The 16756-nt window shown below is 47.9% G+C and carries 15 protein-coding genes; 5 read left to right on the top strand and 10 right to left on the bottom strand.

Features of this window, described 5'->3' with window-relative positions:
• Positions 1–22 precede the first annotated feature (22 nt).
• The gene (locus EYB58_RS03925; RefSeq protein ID WP_111953636.1) at positions 23–1732 is read left to right on the top strand and encodes a hypothetical protein; all 1710 of its coding nucleotides are present in this window, start codon (positions 23–25) and stop codon (positions 1730–1732) included.
• Between the two features lie 50 nt (positions 1733–1782).
• Here EYB58_RS03925 and EYB58_RS03920 read toward each other — a convergent pair whose 3' ends face one another.
• Positions 1783–2253: a ferritin family protein gene (locus tag EYB58_RS03920; RefSeq protein WP_111953638.1), complete on the bottom strand. Its 471-nt coding sequence runs from the start codon at positions 2251–2253 to the stop codon at positions 1783–1785.
• Between the two features lie 174 nt (positions 2254–2427).
• Between EYB58_RS03920 and EYB58_RS03915 the strand changes: the two genes are divergently transcribed.
• Positions 2428–2775, top strand: coding sequence for a hypothetical protein (locus tag EYB58_RS03915; RefSeq protein WP_242637547.1), 348 nt, complete (start codon positions 2428–2430; stop codon positions 2773–2775).
• A 401-nt stretch (positions 2776–3176) separates the two neighbouring features.
• On the opposite strand, the gene EYB58_RS03910 is transcribed toward EYB58_RS03915, so the two are convergent.
• The 9 genes from EYB58_RS03910 to EYB58_RS03870 form a co-directional block, all read right to left on the bottom strand.
• A complete protein-coding gene (locus EYB58_RS03910; RefSeq protein WP_111953642.1) occupies positions 3177–3920 on the bottom strand; it encodes a YebC/PmpR family DNA-binding transcriptional regulator in 744 nt (247 codons plus the stop codon).
• Positions 3921–3933: 13 nt separating this feature from the next.
• Positions 3934–4578, bottom strand: coding sequence for an SAM-dependent methyltransferase (locus EYB58_RS03905; protein ID WP_111953644.1), 645 nt, complete (start codon positions 4576–4578; stop codon positions 3934–3936).
• Positions 4568–5944, bottom strand: coding sequence for a DNA repair protein RadA (gene radA / locus EYB58_RS03900; protein ID WP_111953646.1), 1377 nt, complete (start codon positions 5942–5944; stop codon positions 4568–4570). The genes EYB58_RS03905 and radA overlap by 11 nt, the downstream gene beginning before the upstream one ends.
• A 451-nt stretch (positions 5945–6395) precedes the next feature.
• On the bottom strand, positions 6396–7061 hold the full coding sequence (locus tag EYB58_RS03895) for a hypothetical protein (RefSeq protein ID WP_242637546.1): 666 nt from the start codon (positions 7059–7061) through the stop codon (positions 6396–6398).
• Positions 7062–7222: 161 nt separating this feature from the next.
• Positions 7223–8677, bottom strand: a complete 1455-nt coding sequence (locus EYB58_RS03890; RefSeq protein ID WP_207309122.1) for a hypothetical protein — start codon at positions 8675–8677, stop codon at positions 7223–7225.
• 4 nt (positions 8678–8681) lie between these two features.
• Entirely contained in the window at positions 8682–9434 is a 753-nt protein-coding gene (locus EYB58_RS03885; protein WP_111953650.1) for a hypothetical protein, read from the bottom strand.
• Between the two features lie 18 nt (positions 9435–9452).
• A complete protein-coding gene (locus tag EYB58_RS03880) occupies positions 9453–10337 on the bottom strand; it encodes a hypothetical protein (RefSeq protein ID WP_111953652.1) in 885 nt (294 codons plus the stop codon).
• A gap of 61 nt (positions 10338–10398) precedes the next feature.
• Positions 10399–10863, bottom strand: coding sequence for a hypothetical protein (locus EYB58_RS03875; RefSeq protein ID WP_131072002.1), 465 nt, complete (start codon positions 10861–10863; stop codon positions 10399–10401).
• Between the two features lie 167 nt (positions 10864–11030).
• Positions 11031–11291: a hypothetical protein gene (locus EYB58_RS03870; RefSeq protein ID WP_111960368.1), complete on the bottom strand. Its 261-nt coding sequence runs from the start codon at positions 11289–11291 to the stop codon at positions 11031–11033.
• A 511-nt stretch (positions 11292–11802) separates the two neighbouring features.
• Between EYB58_RS03870 and EYB58_RS03865 the strand changes: the two genes are divergently transcribed.
• The 3 genes from EYB58_RS03865 to EYB58_RS03855 are packed head-to-tail and all read left to right on the top strand — an operon-like array spanning position 11803 to position 16754.
• A complete protein-coding gene (locus EYB58_RS03865) occupies positions 11803–12405 on the top strand; it encodes a TetR/AcrR family transcriptional regulator (protein WP_111960370.1) in 603 nt (200 codons plus the stop codon).
• Positions 12402–13595 carry an efflux RND transporter periplasmic adaptor subunit gene (locus tag EYB58_RS03860; protein ID WP_111960372.1) on the top strand — a complete coding sequence of 398 codons (1194 nt, stop codon included), beginning with the start codon at positions 12402–12404 and terminating at the stop codon, positions 13593–13595. The genes EYB58_RS03865 and EYB58_RS03860 overlap by 4 nt, the downstream gene beginning before the upstream one ends.
• A 30-nt stretch (positions 13596–13625) precedes the next feature.
• Complete coding sequence (locus tag EYB58_RS03855; RefSeq protein ID WP_111960374.1) at positions 13626–16754, top strand: efflux RND transporter permease subunit; 3129 nt, start codon at positions 13626–13628, stop codon at positions 16752–16754.
• Positions 16755–16756 lie beyond the last annotated feature (2 nt).

The following is a 16756-nucleotide window of genomic DNA, read 5'->3' as shown; positions in this document are numbered from 1 at the left end:
CCTTGGACCGGAGAACAAGCCCATGAAAAAATACTTATCATTAATTATTACAGCATTGATTCTGTTGCCCTGTATCGCAATCAGCCAGGAGAATCCAACCGATTCTTCGGTACCTGGGGCTGCGGCCCAGACCCAGGGTAATACTGATGATCAGTTAGCATCGAAAGCTCAAGCGCATCAAAATACACTTGAAATTCTTAAATCCATTGTCAGAAGCAAAACAACGCTAAAACAGCGCATGGATGAAAAGAAACAGGCCATGGACAAGGCCAGTTCCGAAACCGAAAAACAATATCTCAGCGAAGAGCTTGCCGCACTGGATAAACAGATGGCGGGTGCTGTGACCGATTTTGAAATGACTGCCACAGGGGTTGAGATTGGTTTGTTTGTTGCCAAAAAAAAAGAGCGGTTTGACTGGCAAGACGAATTGCTCTCCCTGGCTGAACCCGGAATTATGGAACTTAAGCGTCTCACGGTCAAAGCCAGGCATAAATCAAAACTCAATGATGAACTGACCAATTACCAGGAGTTGCTTCCCGTGGCAATCAAGGCCAGAAATCGCATTGAATCTTTGATCAGGCAGACCAAGGACCCGGCGCTGGCAGACGCCCTTAAAGATATCCTGCCTGAGTATAAAGGCCTTGAAAGTCAGATAAAAAACAAGGTGGACCTGATCCAGCTTAAACTTGACGAAATTGAGCGGCAAGAGGCTTCGGTCATTAACAGCACCCAGGATTCTGTTAAGAGATTCTTCAAAACCCGTGGCTTGTACCTTTTTCTAGCTATTCTGTCCTGCATCGGTGTGGTGCTGTTAATAAAATTTCTTTATCGGACCTTGATCCGATTTGTGCCTGGATACAAACTGGAGTACCGCCCCTTCCATATACGGATACTTGAATTGGTGTACCGGGGCATAACGGTTGTATTGACTGTGCTGGCGGTCATTGCGCTTTTTTATTTTGTGGAGGACTGGGTACTGCTTTCCCTGACCATCATTGGTCTTCTGGGTGTGGTGTGGGCGGCCAAACACACCCTGCCCATGTATCTGGACACCAGCAAGTTGATGCTCAATGTCGGTGCGGTCAGGGAAGGAGAACGCATGATGTACCAAGGCGTCCCCTGGCGGGTTAAACATATCAATTTACATACCCTGCTGGAAAATCCTGATTTGGGCATTACGTTGCGGATCCCTATCTCCGAACTCATTGGCAAAACATCCAGGACATGTGATACCCATGAAGCCTGGTTCCCCTGCCGGAAAAATGACTGGGTGATCCTTTCCGACGGCACCCGGGGCGGCGTGACCCATTTGAGCCATGAAACAGTGGAACTGGTACTAAGGGGTGGCGCGAAAAAAACCTATCAGACGGCAGATTTTCTGGGCATGACGCCTTTGAATCTCTCTGTGAATTTTAGACTCAAGGTGCTTTTCGGTATTGGTTATGGCCACCAGGAAGATGCCACCACAACCATTCCAGACCTTTTATCAGCCTTTATCCAAAACAACATTGAAAAAGAAGGGTATGCCCAAGACATGCTGAACCTGCGTGTGGAATTTGCGGAAGCCGGAGCCTCGTCCCTGGACCTTGTGGTTATTGCCGATTTTAAAGGCAGCCAGGCACCCATATACAACCGTTTGAAGCGAAGCATACAAAGATGGTGTGTTGAGGCGGCCTCCCAATATAACTGGGATATTCCCTTTCCCCAGATTACGGTTCATCAGGAGGCTTGATTCAATAGACAAATAGGCGGCCTACTGCCTGGTACGTCTTGGAGGGGAAATTAATCCCCTCCAGGCTTAAACGATTGGATCATGGCGGATATTTTGTCCACATGGGCGGTTTCTTCAGCGATGATCTGGTGCAGGCCTGCTTTGACAGATTTGGATTCCACAAAGGCTTCCAGAAATTTGTAAAACAGAATCGTATCATTTTCAAACAGAATGAATGTTTCAAGCATCTGCACCGGCGTGGAGATCTCTGAAAAATTCAGTTCATTTAGAGACAGGGTGTTGTTCCCCATCATCTCTTTAATCACACCGGGAAGCATGATATCAAGATCCTGACTGCTTGGAGAAAGGCTGTTTTTCTGTTCTTCAAACCAGGATTTGTGCCGGTTTTCTTCATCGGCCATCCATTGAACAAGACTTTCAAGTTCTCTGTTGTCGATTTGCTTTAACGCTTTTAGATACACGTCCCGGCCGTTTTCTTCCATTTTTATGGTAATATCGAACAAATCATTGAGTGTAAACATAATATTCCTCCCTTTCTAAATACTTTGATCATATAATAGTGGGTAGTGATAAAATAGTCTTGTTTGAAATATAAAAACTGTACGGCCGGATGGTCACTTTTATTGTTACAAATTCTGAATAGGATCGAAGCCATTTTGTCCGTAGCTGTTCCAGAAAAAGGAGATAGAGAAACAATGAGCAAGTACATGCAATTGACGGTGGATGTGCGTCCGTTTTATGAAAAAGGCTTAAAGGCGACATATCCCAAATTGGCAAGATCCCTCATCCATGCCAAGGCCATCAAGGATTATGACGATCCGGCCCTTTACGATCTTGTGGCAAAATGGGATAAACTGCTTTACGCCCTGGATGGAGATCCGCAAGTAAAGGACATTTTATTCAAACAAAAAGAGAAACTAAAAGCGTTGTATTCTGAAATTGAGAGTCTCATCGCGGACCGGAAGCTTTCCGAGGCAGATAACGCCTTGTATAAAATCGAAGATATTTTTGAAGATATTGAATATGACCTGGCCGGCCTTTGAGTCTAAAAGTGATTTATGTGAAGGTATTGAGCAACGACGCAATATTTGTCGGTAAATGTTGCGGACCTGAATATCTGCATCTATGGTGCCGTTGGTATTTAAAGTCAGGGCGATTTTTGAAAGGGTGGATTCCACGGTGGAATCCGATGTGCCGGAAACCTGCGGGGAAAAAGGATCTGTCTGCTGGGTCTGTGATACTGGCTCATCTACACGGGTGGCTGCAGTATTTTCTTGGACTGCAGCGGTGTTTGAGATTATTCCTTTTAGCACTTCTGAATTCATCTCAAGAATAAATATAACAATTTTAATTTTATAAAGATTTGGTTTTTTAAAAGGCATTTAAAATATAAAAAGCCGCCGTGCTACACATGACGGCTTTTTATTGAATTTTTTAACAAAGATTACATGGCGTCAAAAGCCTCATCCGGGATATCAGCGTTGGTATAAAAATTCTGGATATCATCATTGTCGTCCAGGGCCTCCATAAATGCGATCATCTGCTCTGCTTCTTTGCCTGATACGGCTGTGGTGTTTTGGGGAACCATGGAGATTTCAGCCACCTCACAGGATATCTGTGCGCCATCAATAGCATCTTTGACCGCATCAAAATCTTCGGGTGCGGTGAGCACATCAAAGCTGTCTCCTTCGTCCTTGATATCTTCAGCCCCGGCGTCAATGGCCACTTCCATGAGGGTGTCTTCGTCTGCATTTTCCTTGGAAATGGTAATCACCCCCTTTTTATCAAACATCCAGGCCACGCAACCGTCCGTACCCACATTCCCGCCTGCCTTGTTAAAGATATATCTGACATCGGCAATGGTCCGGTTCTTGTTATCCGTGAGGCATTCTACCATCACTGCTACACCGCCGGGCCCATATCCTTCATATATGATTTCCTCGTAGTTGACCCCGTCCATGTCTCCGGTACCCTTTTTAATGGCCCGATCCACATTGTCCTTGGGCATATTTTGGGCTTTGGCCGTGTCAATGGCATGGCGTAGCCGGGGATTGGCGCCAGGATCCCCCCCGCCCATACGGGCCGCGACTGTAATTTCCTTAATCAGCTTGGTAAATATTTTTGCCCGCTTTTTATCGGCCGCCCCTTTTTTGTGTTTGATGGTCGACCATTTACTATGTCCTGACATGGATGTTGCCTCCTTATTTTATCTTTTCTTTTCCTATGATATAAATTTCTTTGCTTTGTTTTCTGCAGCTTTCGGGCTTAAACACCCGGCACTCCTTAAACGCTGCCTTCACTTCCTGCTCAAACGTTTTAAAGTCGTTTCCCTGGAAAATTTTACACACAAAATTACCGTGAAAAGCCAAATTTTTCAAGGCTGTGTCAAGGGCCATGCGGCACAGTTCAAAAGAGCGGATGGCATCCACATCTTTTCTGCCTGTGGTGGCCGGGGCCATGTCGCTGATCACGGCGTTAAACGCACCGGTATGGGGCTCAATAAAAGCCGGGTTTTCGGGTTTTAGAATATCATCCTGGATGGTTAACGCATTGGGTGGCAGTTTTGTTTCAACCACTTTTAAATCAATACCGAGTACGCGGCCTTGGTCACCCACAAGTTTTGCCGCATAAAGGGTCCAGGATCCCGGTGAACACCCAAGATCAAGCACGGTGTCCCCTTTTTTTATAATTTGAAATTTATTCTGAATATCTTCAAGCTTAAACACGGACCGGGCAGGATATCCCATGGATTTGGCTTTTTGTGTGAGATGATCCGCCCACTGGCCACTCCTGCCGCCCTTTTTTGCGGGCTTTCCCCCTTTTGTCTGTTTTTTTTTACCCTTCAAACAAAACCTCCACGGCATCCCTTAAAAAACTGACGCTTTCAATGGTCATGCCTTTGATTTTTGATAATTGCTTCATGGTGGCCGTGGGCACAAGGCACCGTGTGAATCCCATTTTGGCGGCTTCTTTGATCCTGGCCTGGGCATGGCTGACCGCCCGAATCTCGCCGGTAAGGCCGACTTCGCCGATTAGCGTGGTCTCCTTGTGTACCGGGCGGTCCAGAAAGCTTGAGGCAAGCGCGGCTGCAATGGCAAGATCCGCCGAGGGTTCGGTGATGCGGACACCGCCTGTGACATTCATAAAAATGTCCAGACCGGCCAGGTTCATGCCCAATCGCTTTTCCATCACCGCCACGATCAGGGCCACCCGGTTGGTGTCCAGTCCGAGAACCGTTCGCCGGGGCGTACCCAGTCCTGACGTGGAGACCAATCCCTGGATTTCCACCAAAATGGGGCGGGACCCTTCCATACTTGCTGTCACCACAGAACCCGGGGCCACCAGAGCCCGTTCGGACAAAAATACAGCCGACGGGTTAGGCACCTGGGTCAATCCCTGGTCCCGCATTTCAAACACCCCGATCTCATTGGTGGACCCGAAACGATTTTTTACGGCCCGAAGAATTCGAAAGATATGGTTTTTATCCCCTTCAAAATAGAGCACCGTGTCTACCATGTGCTCCATGATTCTGGGGCCTGCAATGGCACCGCCCTTGGTGACATGTCCCACAAGAAAAATGGGAAGGCCCACGGTTTTGGACAGGCGCATGAACTGCATGGATGCTTCTCTTATCTGGGTGATGCTGCCCGGGGTTGACGTGACCTGGGGGTGAAATACAGTTTGAATGGAATCCACAACCATGGCGTCATATTGATCTTTTTCCGCCATGGCAAGAATCGCCTCAAGATCTGTTTCAGAGACCACAAACAAAGAATTGCCCATCGATCCCAGGCGTTTTCCCCGCATGGAGAGTTGGCCGATGGATTCCTCGCCGGATACATACAGACATTTTTTTCCGGCCTTTGCCAAGGTGGACAATACCTGGAGCATGAGCGTGGATTTACCGATCCCGGGATCCCCGCCAATAAGCACAAGGGAGCCGCGTACAATGCCGCCGCCCAGGACCCGGTCAAATTCATTGATACCGGTGTCCATACGCAGGGAAGATGAGACCTTAACAGATTCAATGGGTACGGGCCTGGCTGCAATGGCCGGTCGGGCCGCGCCTGTCACACCCGGGGTTCGAACCACCAGGGTCTCCTCAATAAGGCTGTCCCAGTCGCCACAGTCCGGACACTGACCCATCCATTTAGGCGTTTGTGTTCCGCAGGTTTTACAACGGAATATGATTTTATCTTTCTTTTTTGCCACGTCCTATTTTTATCCAACTAATTGAAAATCGAATAAATATATCATGATATCTTATTTCTATCAAGCACGTATCATTAGTAATGGATATGCAATCAAAAGACCATTCTGAATTACCTACGGACATATTTTTAAAAATCTACTGGGATATAGCGGTACGATCACAAAACGCGGTGTTGAAAAAACCTTTAGAAATGACATCTGGGTTCATGGATAAGTTTTATGACAAGGGATGTCGGCTTATGGATCGGAAAAGAAAGACACCTTAGAAAAATTTTGAATAACGGCCATGGGCCTCTTTGAAAGTTCGTCAGCGTGCCCACAACAAACCATGAAAGAATTCAGGTTGTTGGTGGTTCTTTCATATAATAAAAATTTGCAGAGGCACAGGGGATAAAAGCTATTTTTCAACAAAACGGTTTTTATCCCATATGCCCTGCACAATCTGTGGTATTTATTTTTTCCGATCTAAGTCGGCAACAGCCTGTTGGACCAGACGTTGAACCATGGCATCCAAAGTCACTCCACCGGCCTGAGATCCTGAAACACCCAAGATAGAGGTCCCTTGTTTACCCAGCTCCATTTTGTCTTCGAAATATCCTGTCGTGACCTGTTCTGATGTGGAGGCATTCATTACTTTATACCGCATGCCAATAATCCAAATACCTGCAGAATCGTCGGTTTTGATGGACCCCATTGCGGTATTACTCACTCTGCCCTCCGTACCTCCAACTAAGGATCCTAGGATGGAACCAAGGGCCCTGCCATCAAATCCATGGTTGACGTGTGCCACTTTTTCTGCTTTTAAAATATCAAATTCAACCAACCATTTTGTGGTTTTAAATTTTCCTTTTTTGAATTTTCTCAGTCCTGCCGCGTTTCCCATATTGGCGGCTAATGTAAGCTCGTTTAACAACGGTCCAAGCTGGGATCTTTCAAGAACACGGAAATTGGCCTTTCCAAGTTCCAGTTCACCGTAATCCGCAATATTGTTAGCGGTGATTCTCTGGATAAAGGTGGCATTGTTGCTTTTGATTTTTCCGGGAAGGACCACGAGGACAGGTCCCTTTACATTGGCGTTGGCATACTCACAGGATTGATACATTTGCTTGTCAGCCATGGCATTCGCCTGTGCTGAGGCACTGCAGCTCCCCGTGCTTTGAACACAGCCACTCAATATAAATAATCCTAAAAGCAACAGTGCAGTTACAAATTTAAATTGTTTCACTTACAACCTCCATAGAAAATAAACGTTTAATTAGTGATTTTATATCTTGAATCCTAAAAGCTATTCACTGCATCCAAGGCTTTGGTTGCCATTTCATTCCCATTTTGCGACAATTGTTTGACTGCTTCCGGATTGATTTGGGCAACTTGAATCATGACCTTCTCCGTCTGAGCAACCGCCTCTATTCTTGCGGGAGATGCCGCTGTCAGGGATGCTGGCGGCGCATTGTTGAATTTGGCGATTAGAGTGTTCATATCGCTCTCATTGTTGAAATTGACCCGGACCACATCCCCCTGGGATGAGACAAGCTTGAAAACCCTTTCCCCGAACTTGCGATTCAAAGGTCTTATCACAGTATCATTGACAAGATCAGTGAAATTCCCCCGGTTGCCGGCAAAGTCAATTTCGTAGAGGGAAAGTCCGGAGGCGTCAAAGTTTCTAAAGTCCACATTCATCACCGGTCTCAGGCCGATCATTTCCTTTTTAAACAGTGTACCGGTATCGTAGTCGGGCAGACCAAACACCTGGAGTTGAAAAATTCGAGAGGTCCTCATCAAGTGGTCCTCAAAAAAATCTTTTGAAAACTGTTTGCCAATAAGCGTGCCGATATCACTCATGGCGGCATCCTCATCGGACCAGGTTTTGTTTCTGGGGACTTTGTTGTTAAAGTATACCTCCTCAGCGGTATTATTATCTATACATTTAATGGTCCATGAGGTCAGCGCATACTTAGTGATGCTGATTCCCGAAGCCCTTAATGTGGCTGTCAGCGGTTTGAATTTCACCTCACCCCGGATGGAAAAATCCGATGTCTTCAATTGGGTAACGGATACGGTGGCATCAGCCTGGTTAGACAGCATAGCCCGCTCGGCGATTTCAACCTTGAGCCGCTGGGATTCTTCTTCCGACCATACCCGGTATCCGAACTGGGAAAATCGTTCTTTCAAAAGATTTTCCGCTATCTGTGAACGCTCCGGCGCTATTTCTGATCCCCGTTTTGCGTCCCTGATGGTTATGGCTACGGAAATTTTAGGATTTCCATAATCTTTGAGAAGACTGACCCGCTCCATTTTTGACATCTCTTTCAGGGTGTCTTTGATGGGCGAGAGATAAACTTCGGCCTTCATAAGCATGTGCATGAATCCATCTTGACCCTTCCAGGGCGGACTCTCTTTGATGACTCTTTTAATAAGCCCCTTGGAACGGGTCAGTACCTTGTCATTGATCAGTGCATAATTTTCAACAAGGGTAGACGACTCCACATAGGATCCCACCGCTTTTTCGAGCACCTGTCGCTTGGCATCCTGCCTTAGGGCATCCAAAAGTTTTCCCTGGTCTCTTTGATAGGTGTCGGCTTCGGGATCCGCCAATCCTTCTGCAGATACGATAATGGTTTTGCCTTGGGCCTGTGCAAGGGAAGAAGTCTGAAATGGCAGCAGCAAAAAAACGGCAGCGGTTAAAAAAATGAAAACAACAGCTTTGCATTTGACGGATAAATTCTCTCCCATGGATTTAAAAGTCCTCTATACTTTGAACCTTAGCCTTAGGTGCATCTTGACTTTTCGGAGCAACTTTAACTGTCGGTTTGGGTTGGCTTTTTTTCTGAATGGAGGTATTGCCTCTAATCGGCGCCTGTGTACAATAGTCATGATACAACTGGGCGACCATGAGTCCGGATTTTTCTTTGACCATGGCCAAGGCAGCTTCAAGCGTATTTTGTCCGGAGTAGTTTTCATCATGGGCAGATACGTTTGAAATAATTCGTCCAGAACTATCAATCAGGGTGAATACCATAGTAATGGAAACTTCATTCACGTTGACGATCGGGTTTACCCTTGTTTTTGAACGGATGATCCCCCGGAGCATGAAATCTGCACTAAGTCGCCTTGCGGCATTGGCGGCGGCATCCATATTGTTAGACAGGAATGCATCCATTTCCGCTTGGGCAATCTGGGCTGAGATCTCTTTTTGAGAACAGGTTCTCAAACCCAGCCGCTGGAGCTTTTTATTCACCTCCATGAACAAAATTTGTGAGTTCTCACGCGCATTGTCCCGGCCCAGAATAACAGCAATTTTTTTCTTTTTCAGTTGCGTTTGGCAGTGCACCGACAGGAGTTGGTCGATTTCCTTCTGGGTTTTCGCCTGCATGGCCTGTTCTTCCCTCGCTTCGTCCTCTTCTGCTTCCGAAAAGGAAAAGGCAAAAGCCGAAACGGGTACCGATAAAGTCATTAGAAGAGCTGCGATAATCAATATCAATTTTTTCATGGCAATTGCTTTTCTTGTTTATTGCAGCGTAGAGCCTCCGGCAGGATAGTCTATGCGTTGTTCGACAGTAGGCGTGGATTGCCCGTTCACCGGGATATCCAGATTGCCTTCCTTGACAGATGTTCCAATCTTCATGCTTGAGCCCGTATTGCCGTCATCATAGCTGTTGGCTTCGCTGAAATCATCGGTCTGGGCTCCGCTGCCTTCTACCTCTATAATTGTTCCGTTATAGTTTATCCGCTGTCCCAGAATGTCATCAACTTCACCCATGGTGAGCGCCAGTTTCACATAAGCATCCCCTTCCGCATCCCAGCGGTAACCCACAAGTTTTGCGCCATAAATGGCGGCCAAAAGACGCGTTCGAGCTTCATCATTTTTCATGATGTAGTTTTCAACCGAGGTTTTGCTTTGAAGATTGAAACCGACAATCTGTTTGGCCAGCTGACTATATGCATCCAGCTCAGCTGCCCTGAGCGCTTTCAATGGTCCTGCATTGGCTTCGGTTGATGTGGCAAAAGCCACGCGTTCAATTGTTCTGTCTCCCCAGTTGATCCTTTTTCCAATGATTGTTGTCACCCGTCCAAGGTTGATGCGAGCCGTCACTTTGGCGATGTCTTTGGCCTTGTCATAGACGATATCGGAATATTGGATTCCCTTGATACTGGCTGCAGTTTTAGCGTCGATGCGCTGGTGCGTTGCGACCATGTTTTCGACCCGTTCCGTGGTCTTGATTTTGAGCCCTATGACGCTTTCCACGATGGCCCGCTCGGCAAGAACCTTTGCTGCCTGTATGGTCATTAATTTTTTATTCCCTGCTATTGCGGGCGGTAGTCCGACAACAGCGATGGAAAGAGTTAGAATTAGTGCCGACTTGATCAAAAGTTCAGCGATTTTTTTTTTCATTGCATGTACTCCTTCAAAAAATTGTTAAGTAGTAAACAGTCTGCCTGCGTTTATGGTTGCGTTACCAGAACAATAAAAAGGCTTTCTTAGGCTTGGGATTATTTTTCCAGTCAATGGCATCTATAGATTTTTTATGAAGTTCAAAGACCCGTGCCTCAGGGTGCTGTTTCATCAGGAAATCAATATTCTGACTCATGGTTCCCCGGCCGTTTGTTTCCACCTGGAAATCGGAACCGGTCTCGGGGATATCCAGATGTTGGTAGTCGATATACGATTTGTAGTCAGGCGTTGACCCCTCTGTCACAGGAGATGGGACGCCCCCTTCTTTCGGTTCGGTTGAATACTGGGCAGATTTTTTATTTCCAGGGATGATTTCTGCCTCTTCAATGACGATCCTATTTTGATCGGTCCCTTGAATGATTATAGCTTTAAAAGAAATATTGGCGTTCCTTTCCTGGGCATCAATAATCGTTTCAACTACTTCGTTGTTGAGCTGAATTAAATTGTTTCCCATTTTTTCCATCATTTTTTTATTTCCTGCAGCCGCAGATGATAAAAATACTATAGAAAGCAAGGTGCCGCAGATCGGCATAAATACGATGCGTCGCCAACAAATTTTAGTTAAAGAATTCAAAAATATCATCTTGGTAAATTTCATTACTATTTAAAATTGGGGGGGGGGGGGGCGGAATATTAGTATGTTTCTAATGCGGCTCCGCCACCTGTTCCTGGCGTATCGTAATTAGAAGGCGGATTAATTGAGTGTGTCGGTCCCCCGGATACCGGTGGTTCAGGCTTAACTTCAACTGCGGGCGCCGGTTCTACGGATTCAAGCGGTTCCACGGATTCAGGCGGATCAACTGGGGGGGGCGGATTCTCGAATGTTTGATGATACGTGCAGCCGGCGGCGAAAAAAATTACCAAAAAGATCGTGAATATCAATTTTTTGGTCATGGTGAATTCTCCTTGATTGAAATATGTTTTAAAAAAAAATTATAAAAACAGTCGGCCCTTAGAGCCTTGGTAATTGATGTATCGGTGGCAATCTCATGAAAATGGCCCCAATTCCCCCCAATTTTCATGAGATTTCGCTTCAATCCCCTAATTACCAAACAAGTTTTTAGATATAAATAAATTTCAGATATCATTGTTAAATGACTTTTTCAAGATAAATTGCCCTGAAAAAGGTTTTTAATCAGGGCCTTATAACGACGGTTCCCATTAAGGACCGCAGATTAAATAAGTTGGGCCGAAATCACGCCGAATATTGGTTCATATATAAGGCGCATTAAAGGTTGAATGGCAGGCCCCTAAAAAAACGGTCTTGACAGAAGCGATCCTCATTTTTATTATACTCGAAAGTCATTTTCTGACTATCTGGTCAATTTTTTAGACGGTGTAGTCAGAAAATGTTTTTTATTTTTCCCACAGACATGCTGCCGGGGACAACCCAAGGAAACATTAAATGAATTTGCCCACCAAAAGAAAAGAGATGATGAACCGTCTGCTCAAGGGGCAAGTGGTCAAAACCGTGCTGGCAATGATCCAGGAAGGCACATCCATTACCATGGATCAAGTGGCGGCCAGATGCGGTGTGTCTAAAGGAACCTTGTACAATTATTTTAAAAACAAAAAAGACCTGCTCAATTATGTCCATGAGGCTGTGATAACCCCTATTAAGAAGGGATCAAGCAAAATATTTAAAAAAAATATCCCGCCCATGGAAAAAATATACGCATTTGTGGGTAATGTGTTTGATTTCCAGAGGGAATACCCACTTTATTTTAAATTTATCCAGAGTCAGCGTTCGGCCGCTGATGCCGTCACAGAGCGCATGGATGTCGTTATTATCCCTCTGGTCAATGTCTGTCGGGAGGGCATGCGCCAGGGACAGTTTATGGATGCGGATCCCTATGTGATGGCAGCCATGATCTTTGGTTCGGTGGTGGGCCCTTTTGAGTCCCTGACATACCGGGATGAACCGCTCCAGGATCTGGAAAAACTCAAACAGGAAATTGTCCGCTTTTTGGACAAATGTATACTTAAGGAACAGGAGAGATCATCATGAAGCGTTTTTTGCTTGGTTTTGTCACGGCCGTTATTATTGGCGGTGGATATTTGTATTACTCAGGACAGCTTGCTTCCCCTTGGGCTGGGGAGCAAAAAGGCCAGGCTTCCTCCCAGTCCGAGCAGGCGCAAGCCCAGTCTGCCCAGGCCCGTCCACCGGTTGAAGTGTCCGTGTATACGGTCAAGCCCCAGGAAGTGGTATTCACCAAAGATCTGGCCGGCAGAACCTCTGCATACCAGGTGGCTGAAATTCGCCCCCAGGTCACAGGCATCATCCTGAAACGAATGTTCACCCAGGGCAGTTTGGTTAAAAAGGGACAGCAGCTTTATCAGATTGACCCGGCCACCTACAAGGCCGCATATGAATCGGCCGCAGCGAGCCTGGTTCGTGCCCAGGCCGACGTTAAGGCCGTGGAGCCCAAGCTTGCCCGGTACAGCCGTCTGGTGAAAATGGGCGGTGTCAGCCGCCAGGTTTATGACGATACCGTGACAGCCCTGGCCCAGGCCAAGGCCGGTGTAGCCGTTGCCAAGGCAAATCTGACCGCCGCAAAAATTAATCTGGACTATACCAAGGTGTTTTCACCCATTTCCGGGCGCATCGGCAAGTCATCGGTGACCGAAGGCGCCTTGGTGACGGCTAACCAAACCACCGCCCTTGCCGTGGTCCAAAACCTGGACCAGATTTATGTAGATGTAAACCAGTCCAGCGAAGAGTTGCTGGCCCTGAAAAAAGGGCTGACAAACCCCGAAGAAAATTCCATGGTCAGTCTGTTCATGGGTAAAGACGGCACACCCTATGACCTTGAAGGAAAACTGTTGTTCTCCGATGCCACGGTGGACCAGAGCACCGGCATGGTCCAGCTTCGCGTGCTGTTTCCCAATCCGGATAACGACCTTCTGCCGGGACTTTTTGTCCGGGCCCGGGTGGAACAGTCCCGGCAGGAAAAAGCCATTGTGGTGCCCCAGCAGTCCGTGGTCCGCAATACGGACGGATCTGTTTTTGTATGGGTTGTGGACAAGGAAGATATCGTAAAATCCCAGAACATCACACTTCTTCAGGCGGTTAAAGACCAGTGGGTGGTTTCTTCCGGTCTTGCCCCTGGCGACCGGGTGGTGGTGGCGGGCCTGCAGAAAATCAGCAACCAGGCCAAGGTCACAACCGTGGAATTCAACACATCCACCAACTCCTAATATCAGGATAAATGACAGCAGGATAAAATTATGTCTCGTTTTTTCATAGACCGCCCCATCTTTGCATGGGTTATCGCCATCGTCATTATGCTGGCCGGCGTTTTTGCCGTTATAACGCTTCCGGTGGAACAATATCCAAGGATTGCCCCGCCCAGCATATCCATTGAAACCTATTATCCGGGTGCTTCGGCCCAGGTACTGGAAGACAGTGTCACCCAGGTTATAGAACAGGCCCTGACCGGTATTGACTATTTAAGATATTTTTCATCCACCAGTGATTCGTCGGGTCAGCTTGAAATCGAGCTCACCTTTGAACCGGAAGCTGATCCGGACATTGCCCAGGTCCAGGTGCAAAACAAAATATCCAAGGCGGAAAGCCTTCTGCCCGAAGAGGTCCTGCAGCAGGGATTAATTGTTCAGAAAACCACCAAGAGTTTTCTTCTGCTTGCGGGCATGTACTCCGAAGACGGCAGTATGAGCGATGATGATATTGCTGATTACATCCAGTCCAACATGGCGGACCCGATTTCCCGTGTCCAGGGTGTCGGGGATCTGACGGTGTTCGGGTCCCAGCATGCCATGCGAATCTGGTTAAACCCTGAAAAGCTCAATGCCTTTAATCTCATGCCCTCGGATGTCACGGCCGCCATCCAGGCACGCAACACAGATATTTCTTCGGGCCAGCTCGGCGGGGCGCCTTCCATTGACGGGCAGCAGCTCAATGCCGTGGTTACGGCCCAGTCCAAGCTGAAGACCGTGGAAGATTTTGAAAATATACTGGTCAAGGTGAATACCGACGGTGCCCAGATCCGCGTAAAGGATGTGGCCCGGGTGGAATTGGGATCGGAAACATACGGATTTACGACCCGGTACAACGGCAAACCCGGATGCGCCATGGCCATCACCCTTGCCACAGGGGCCAATGCCCTGGACACGGCCCAACGGGTCAAGGACAAGGTAACGGATTTATCCGCGTTTATGCCTGCGGGTCTTCAAGTCGCATATCCCTACGACACCACCCCGTTTGTCCGTCTTTCCATCCAGGAAGTGGTCAAAACCCTGATTGAGGCCATTATCCTGGTATTCTTCGTTATGTATCTGTTTTTGCAGAATTTTCGGGCAACACTGATTCCCACCATTGCGGTGCCGGTTGTTCTTCTGGGCACCTTCGGAATATTGTCAGCCTTCGGATCCAGTGTCAATATCCTGTCCATGTTTGCCATGGTTCTGGCCATCGGCCTTCTGGTGGATGACGCCATTGTTGTGGTGGAAAACGTGGAACGTGTCATGTCCGAAACAGGCCTGTCGCCTAAGGAAGCCACCCGGCAGTCCATGGACCAGATCACCGGCGCCCTTGTGGGTATTGCCATGGTACTCTCCGCGGTTTTTATCCCCATGGCCTTTTTCTCCGGCTCCACCGGCGCCATCTACCGGCAGTTCTCCATGACCCTGGTATCAGCCATGGGACTTTCCGTTCTGGTGGCCCTGGTTTTGACCCCGGCCCTTTGTTCTACCATGCTCAAACCTGTGGAGAAGGGACATCGCGAAAATAAAAAAGGTTTCTTCGGCTGGTTTAACACAGGCTTTGATCTAACCAAAGTCACATACACAAAAAGTGTTAAATATGCTACCACCCGGATGTTTCGATTCTTTGTCATTTACGCATTGATCCTTGTGGCCCTGGTGTATGTTTTCAACGCAATTCCCACAGGATTTTTGCCCGACGAGGACCAGGGCATGATGATGACCATCCTCTCCGCGCCTCCCGGTTCCACCATGGAGCGGACCCAGCAATCCGTGGAAAAAGCGGAAGACTATTATTTGAACAAGGAAGCGGAAAACGTCGAAAGCCTGTTTACCGTTGTGGGCTTCAGTTTTGCCGGCAGAGGCCAGAATATGGCCATGGGTTTTTTAAATCTTCGGGATTGGGACGAACGTCACCGTCCGGAACAAAAGGCCGCAGCCATTGCCGGCCGGGCCATGCAAAACCTTTATAGTGTCAAGGATGCATCCATATATGCGTTTATTCCGCCGGCCATCATGGAGATGGGCAATGCCACAGGCTTTGACTTCATGCTGGTGGATAGAGGCGGGGCAGGCCATACCGCACTGATGAATGCCAGAAATCAAATGCTGGGCATGGCCGCCCAGAATCCCAAACTTGTGGGTGTCCGCCCCAATGGTCTGTCTGATGTGCCCCAGTACACGTTGAATATTGATTATGAAAAGGCCGAAGCCCTGGGGGTTACCACGGCGAACATTACAGGTGTTCTGCAAACGGCCTGGGGTTCTTCCTATGTCAATGACTTCATGGACCAGGCCCGTTTGAAAAAAGTGTACATCCAGGGGGATGCCCCTTCCAGAATGCTGCCCGAAGATATTGATCGGTGGCATGTACGAAACAGTCAGGGCAAGATGGTCCCCTTCTCCTCCTTCTCTTATGGTGAGTGGTCCTACGGATCGCCCAAATTAGAGCGGTATAACGGCACCTCGTCTGTGGAAATTCTGGGCGCTGCGGCCCCGGGTGTCAGCTCCGGCGAGGCCATGACCATTATTGAGGATCTGGCTCAAAAACTGCCCCAGGGCATTGCGCTGGAGTGGACCGGTTTATCCTATGAAGAACGTATGGCCGGTTCCCAGACCGGTCTGCTGTATTCGGTGTCCCTGCTGTTCGTATTCCTGTGCCTGGCCGCCCTGTACGAAAGTTGGTCCATCCCGTTCTCCGTTTTACTGATAGTTCCTTTGGGGATCATCGGTTCCGTGATTGCCACGAAATGGGCAGGTTTAAACAATGACGTCTACTTTCAAATTGCGTTGCTGACTACGGTGGGGCTTGCTGCCAAAAACGCCATTCTCATCGTGGAATTTGCCAAAAGCCTTTACGAGGGGGGGATGGGGCTGATTCACTCCGCCCTGTACGCGGCCGAACTGAGGCTTCGTCCAATTTTAATGACCTCCTTTGCCTTTATCCTGGGAGTGACGCCGCTGGCCATTTCCGACGGTGCCGGGTCTGCCAGCCAGAACGCCATCGGCATCGGTGTTATCGGCGGTATGGTCGCCGCCACAACCCTGGCGATTATCTTTGTCCCCCTCTTTTTCATCCTCATTGAACGAGGCAGTGAAAAGAAAAAACAGGCCGAAAGCGGCCAAGGAGAATGATT

The organism is Desulfobacter hydrogenophilus (assembly GCF_004319545.1).
Classification (GTDB): Bacteria; Desulfobacterota; Desulfobacteria; order Desulfobacterales; family Desulfobacteraceae; genus Desulfobacter; species Desulfobacter hydrogenophilus.
This window is presented reverse-complemented; position numbering and strand designations above follow the sequence as displayed.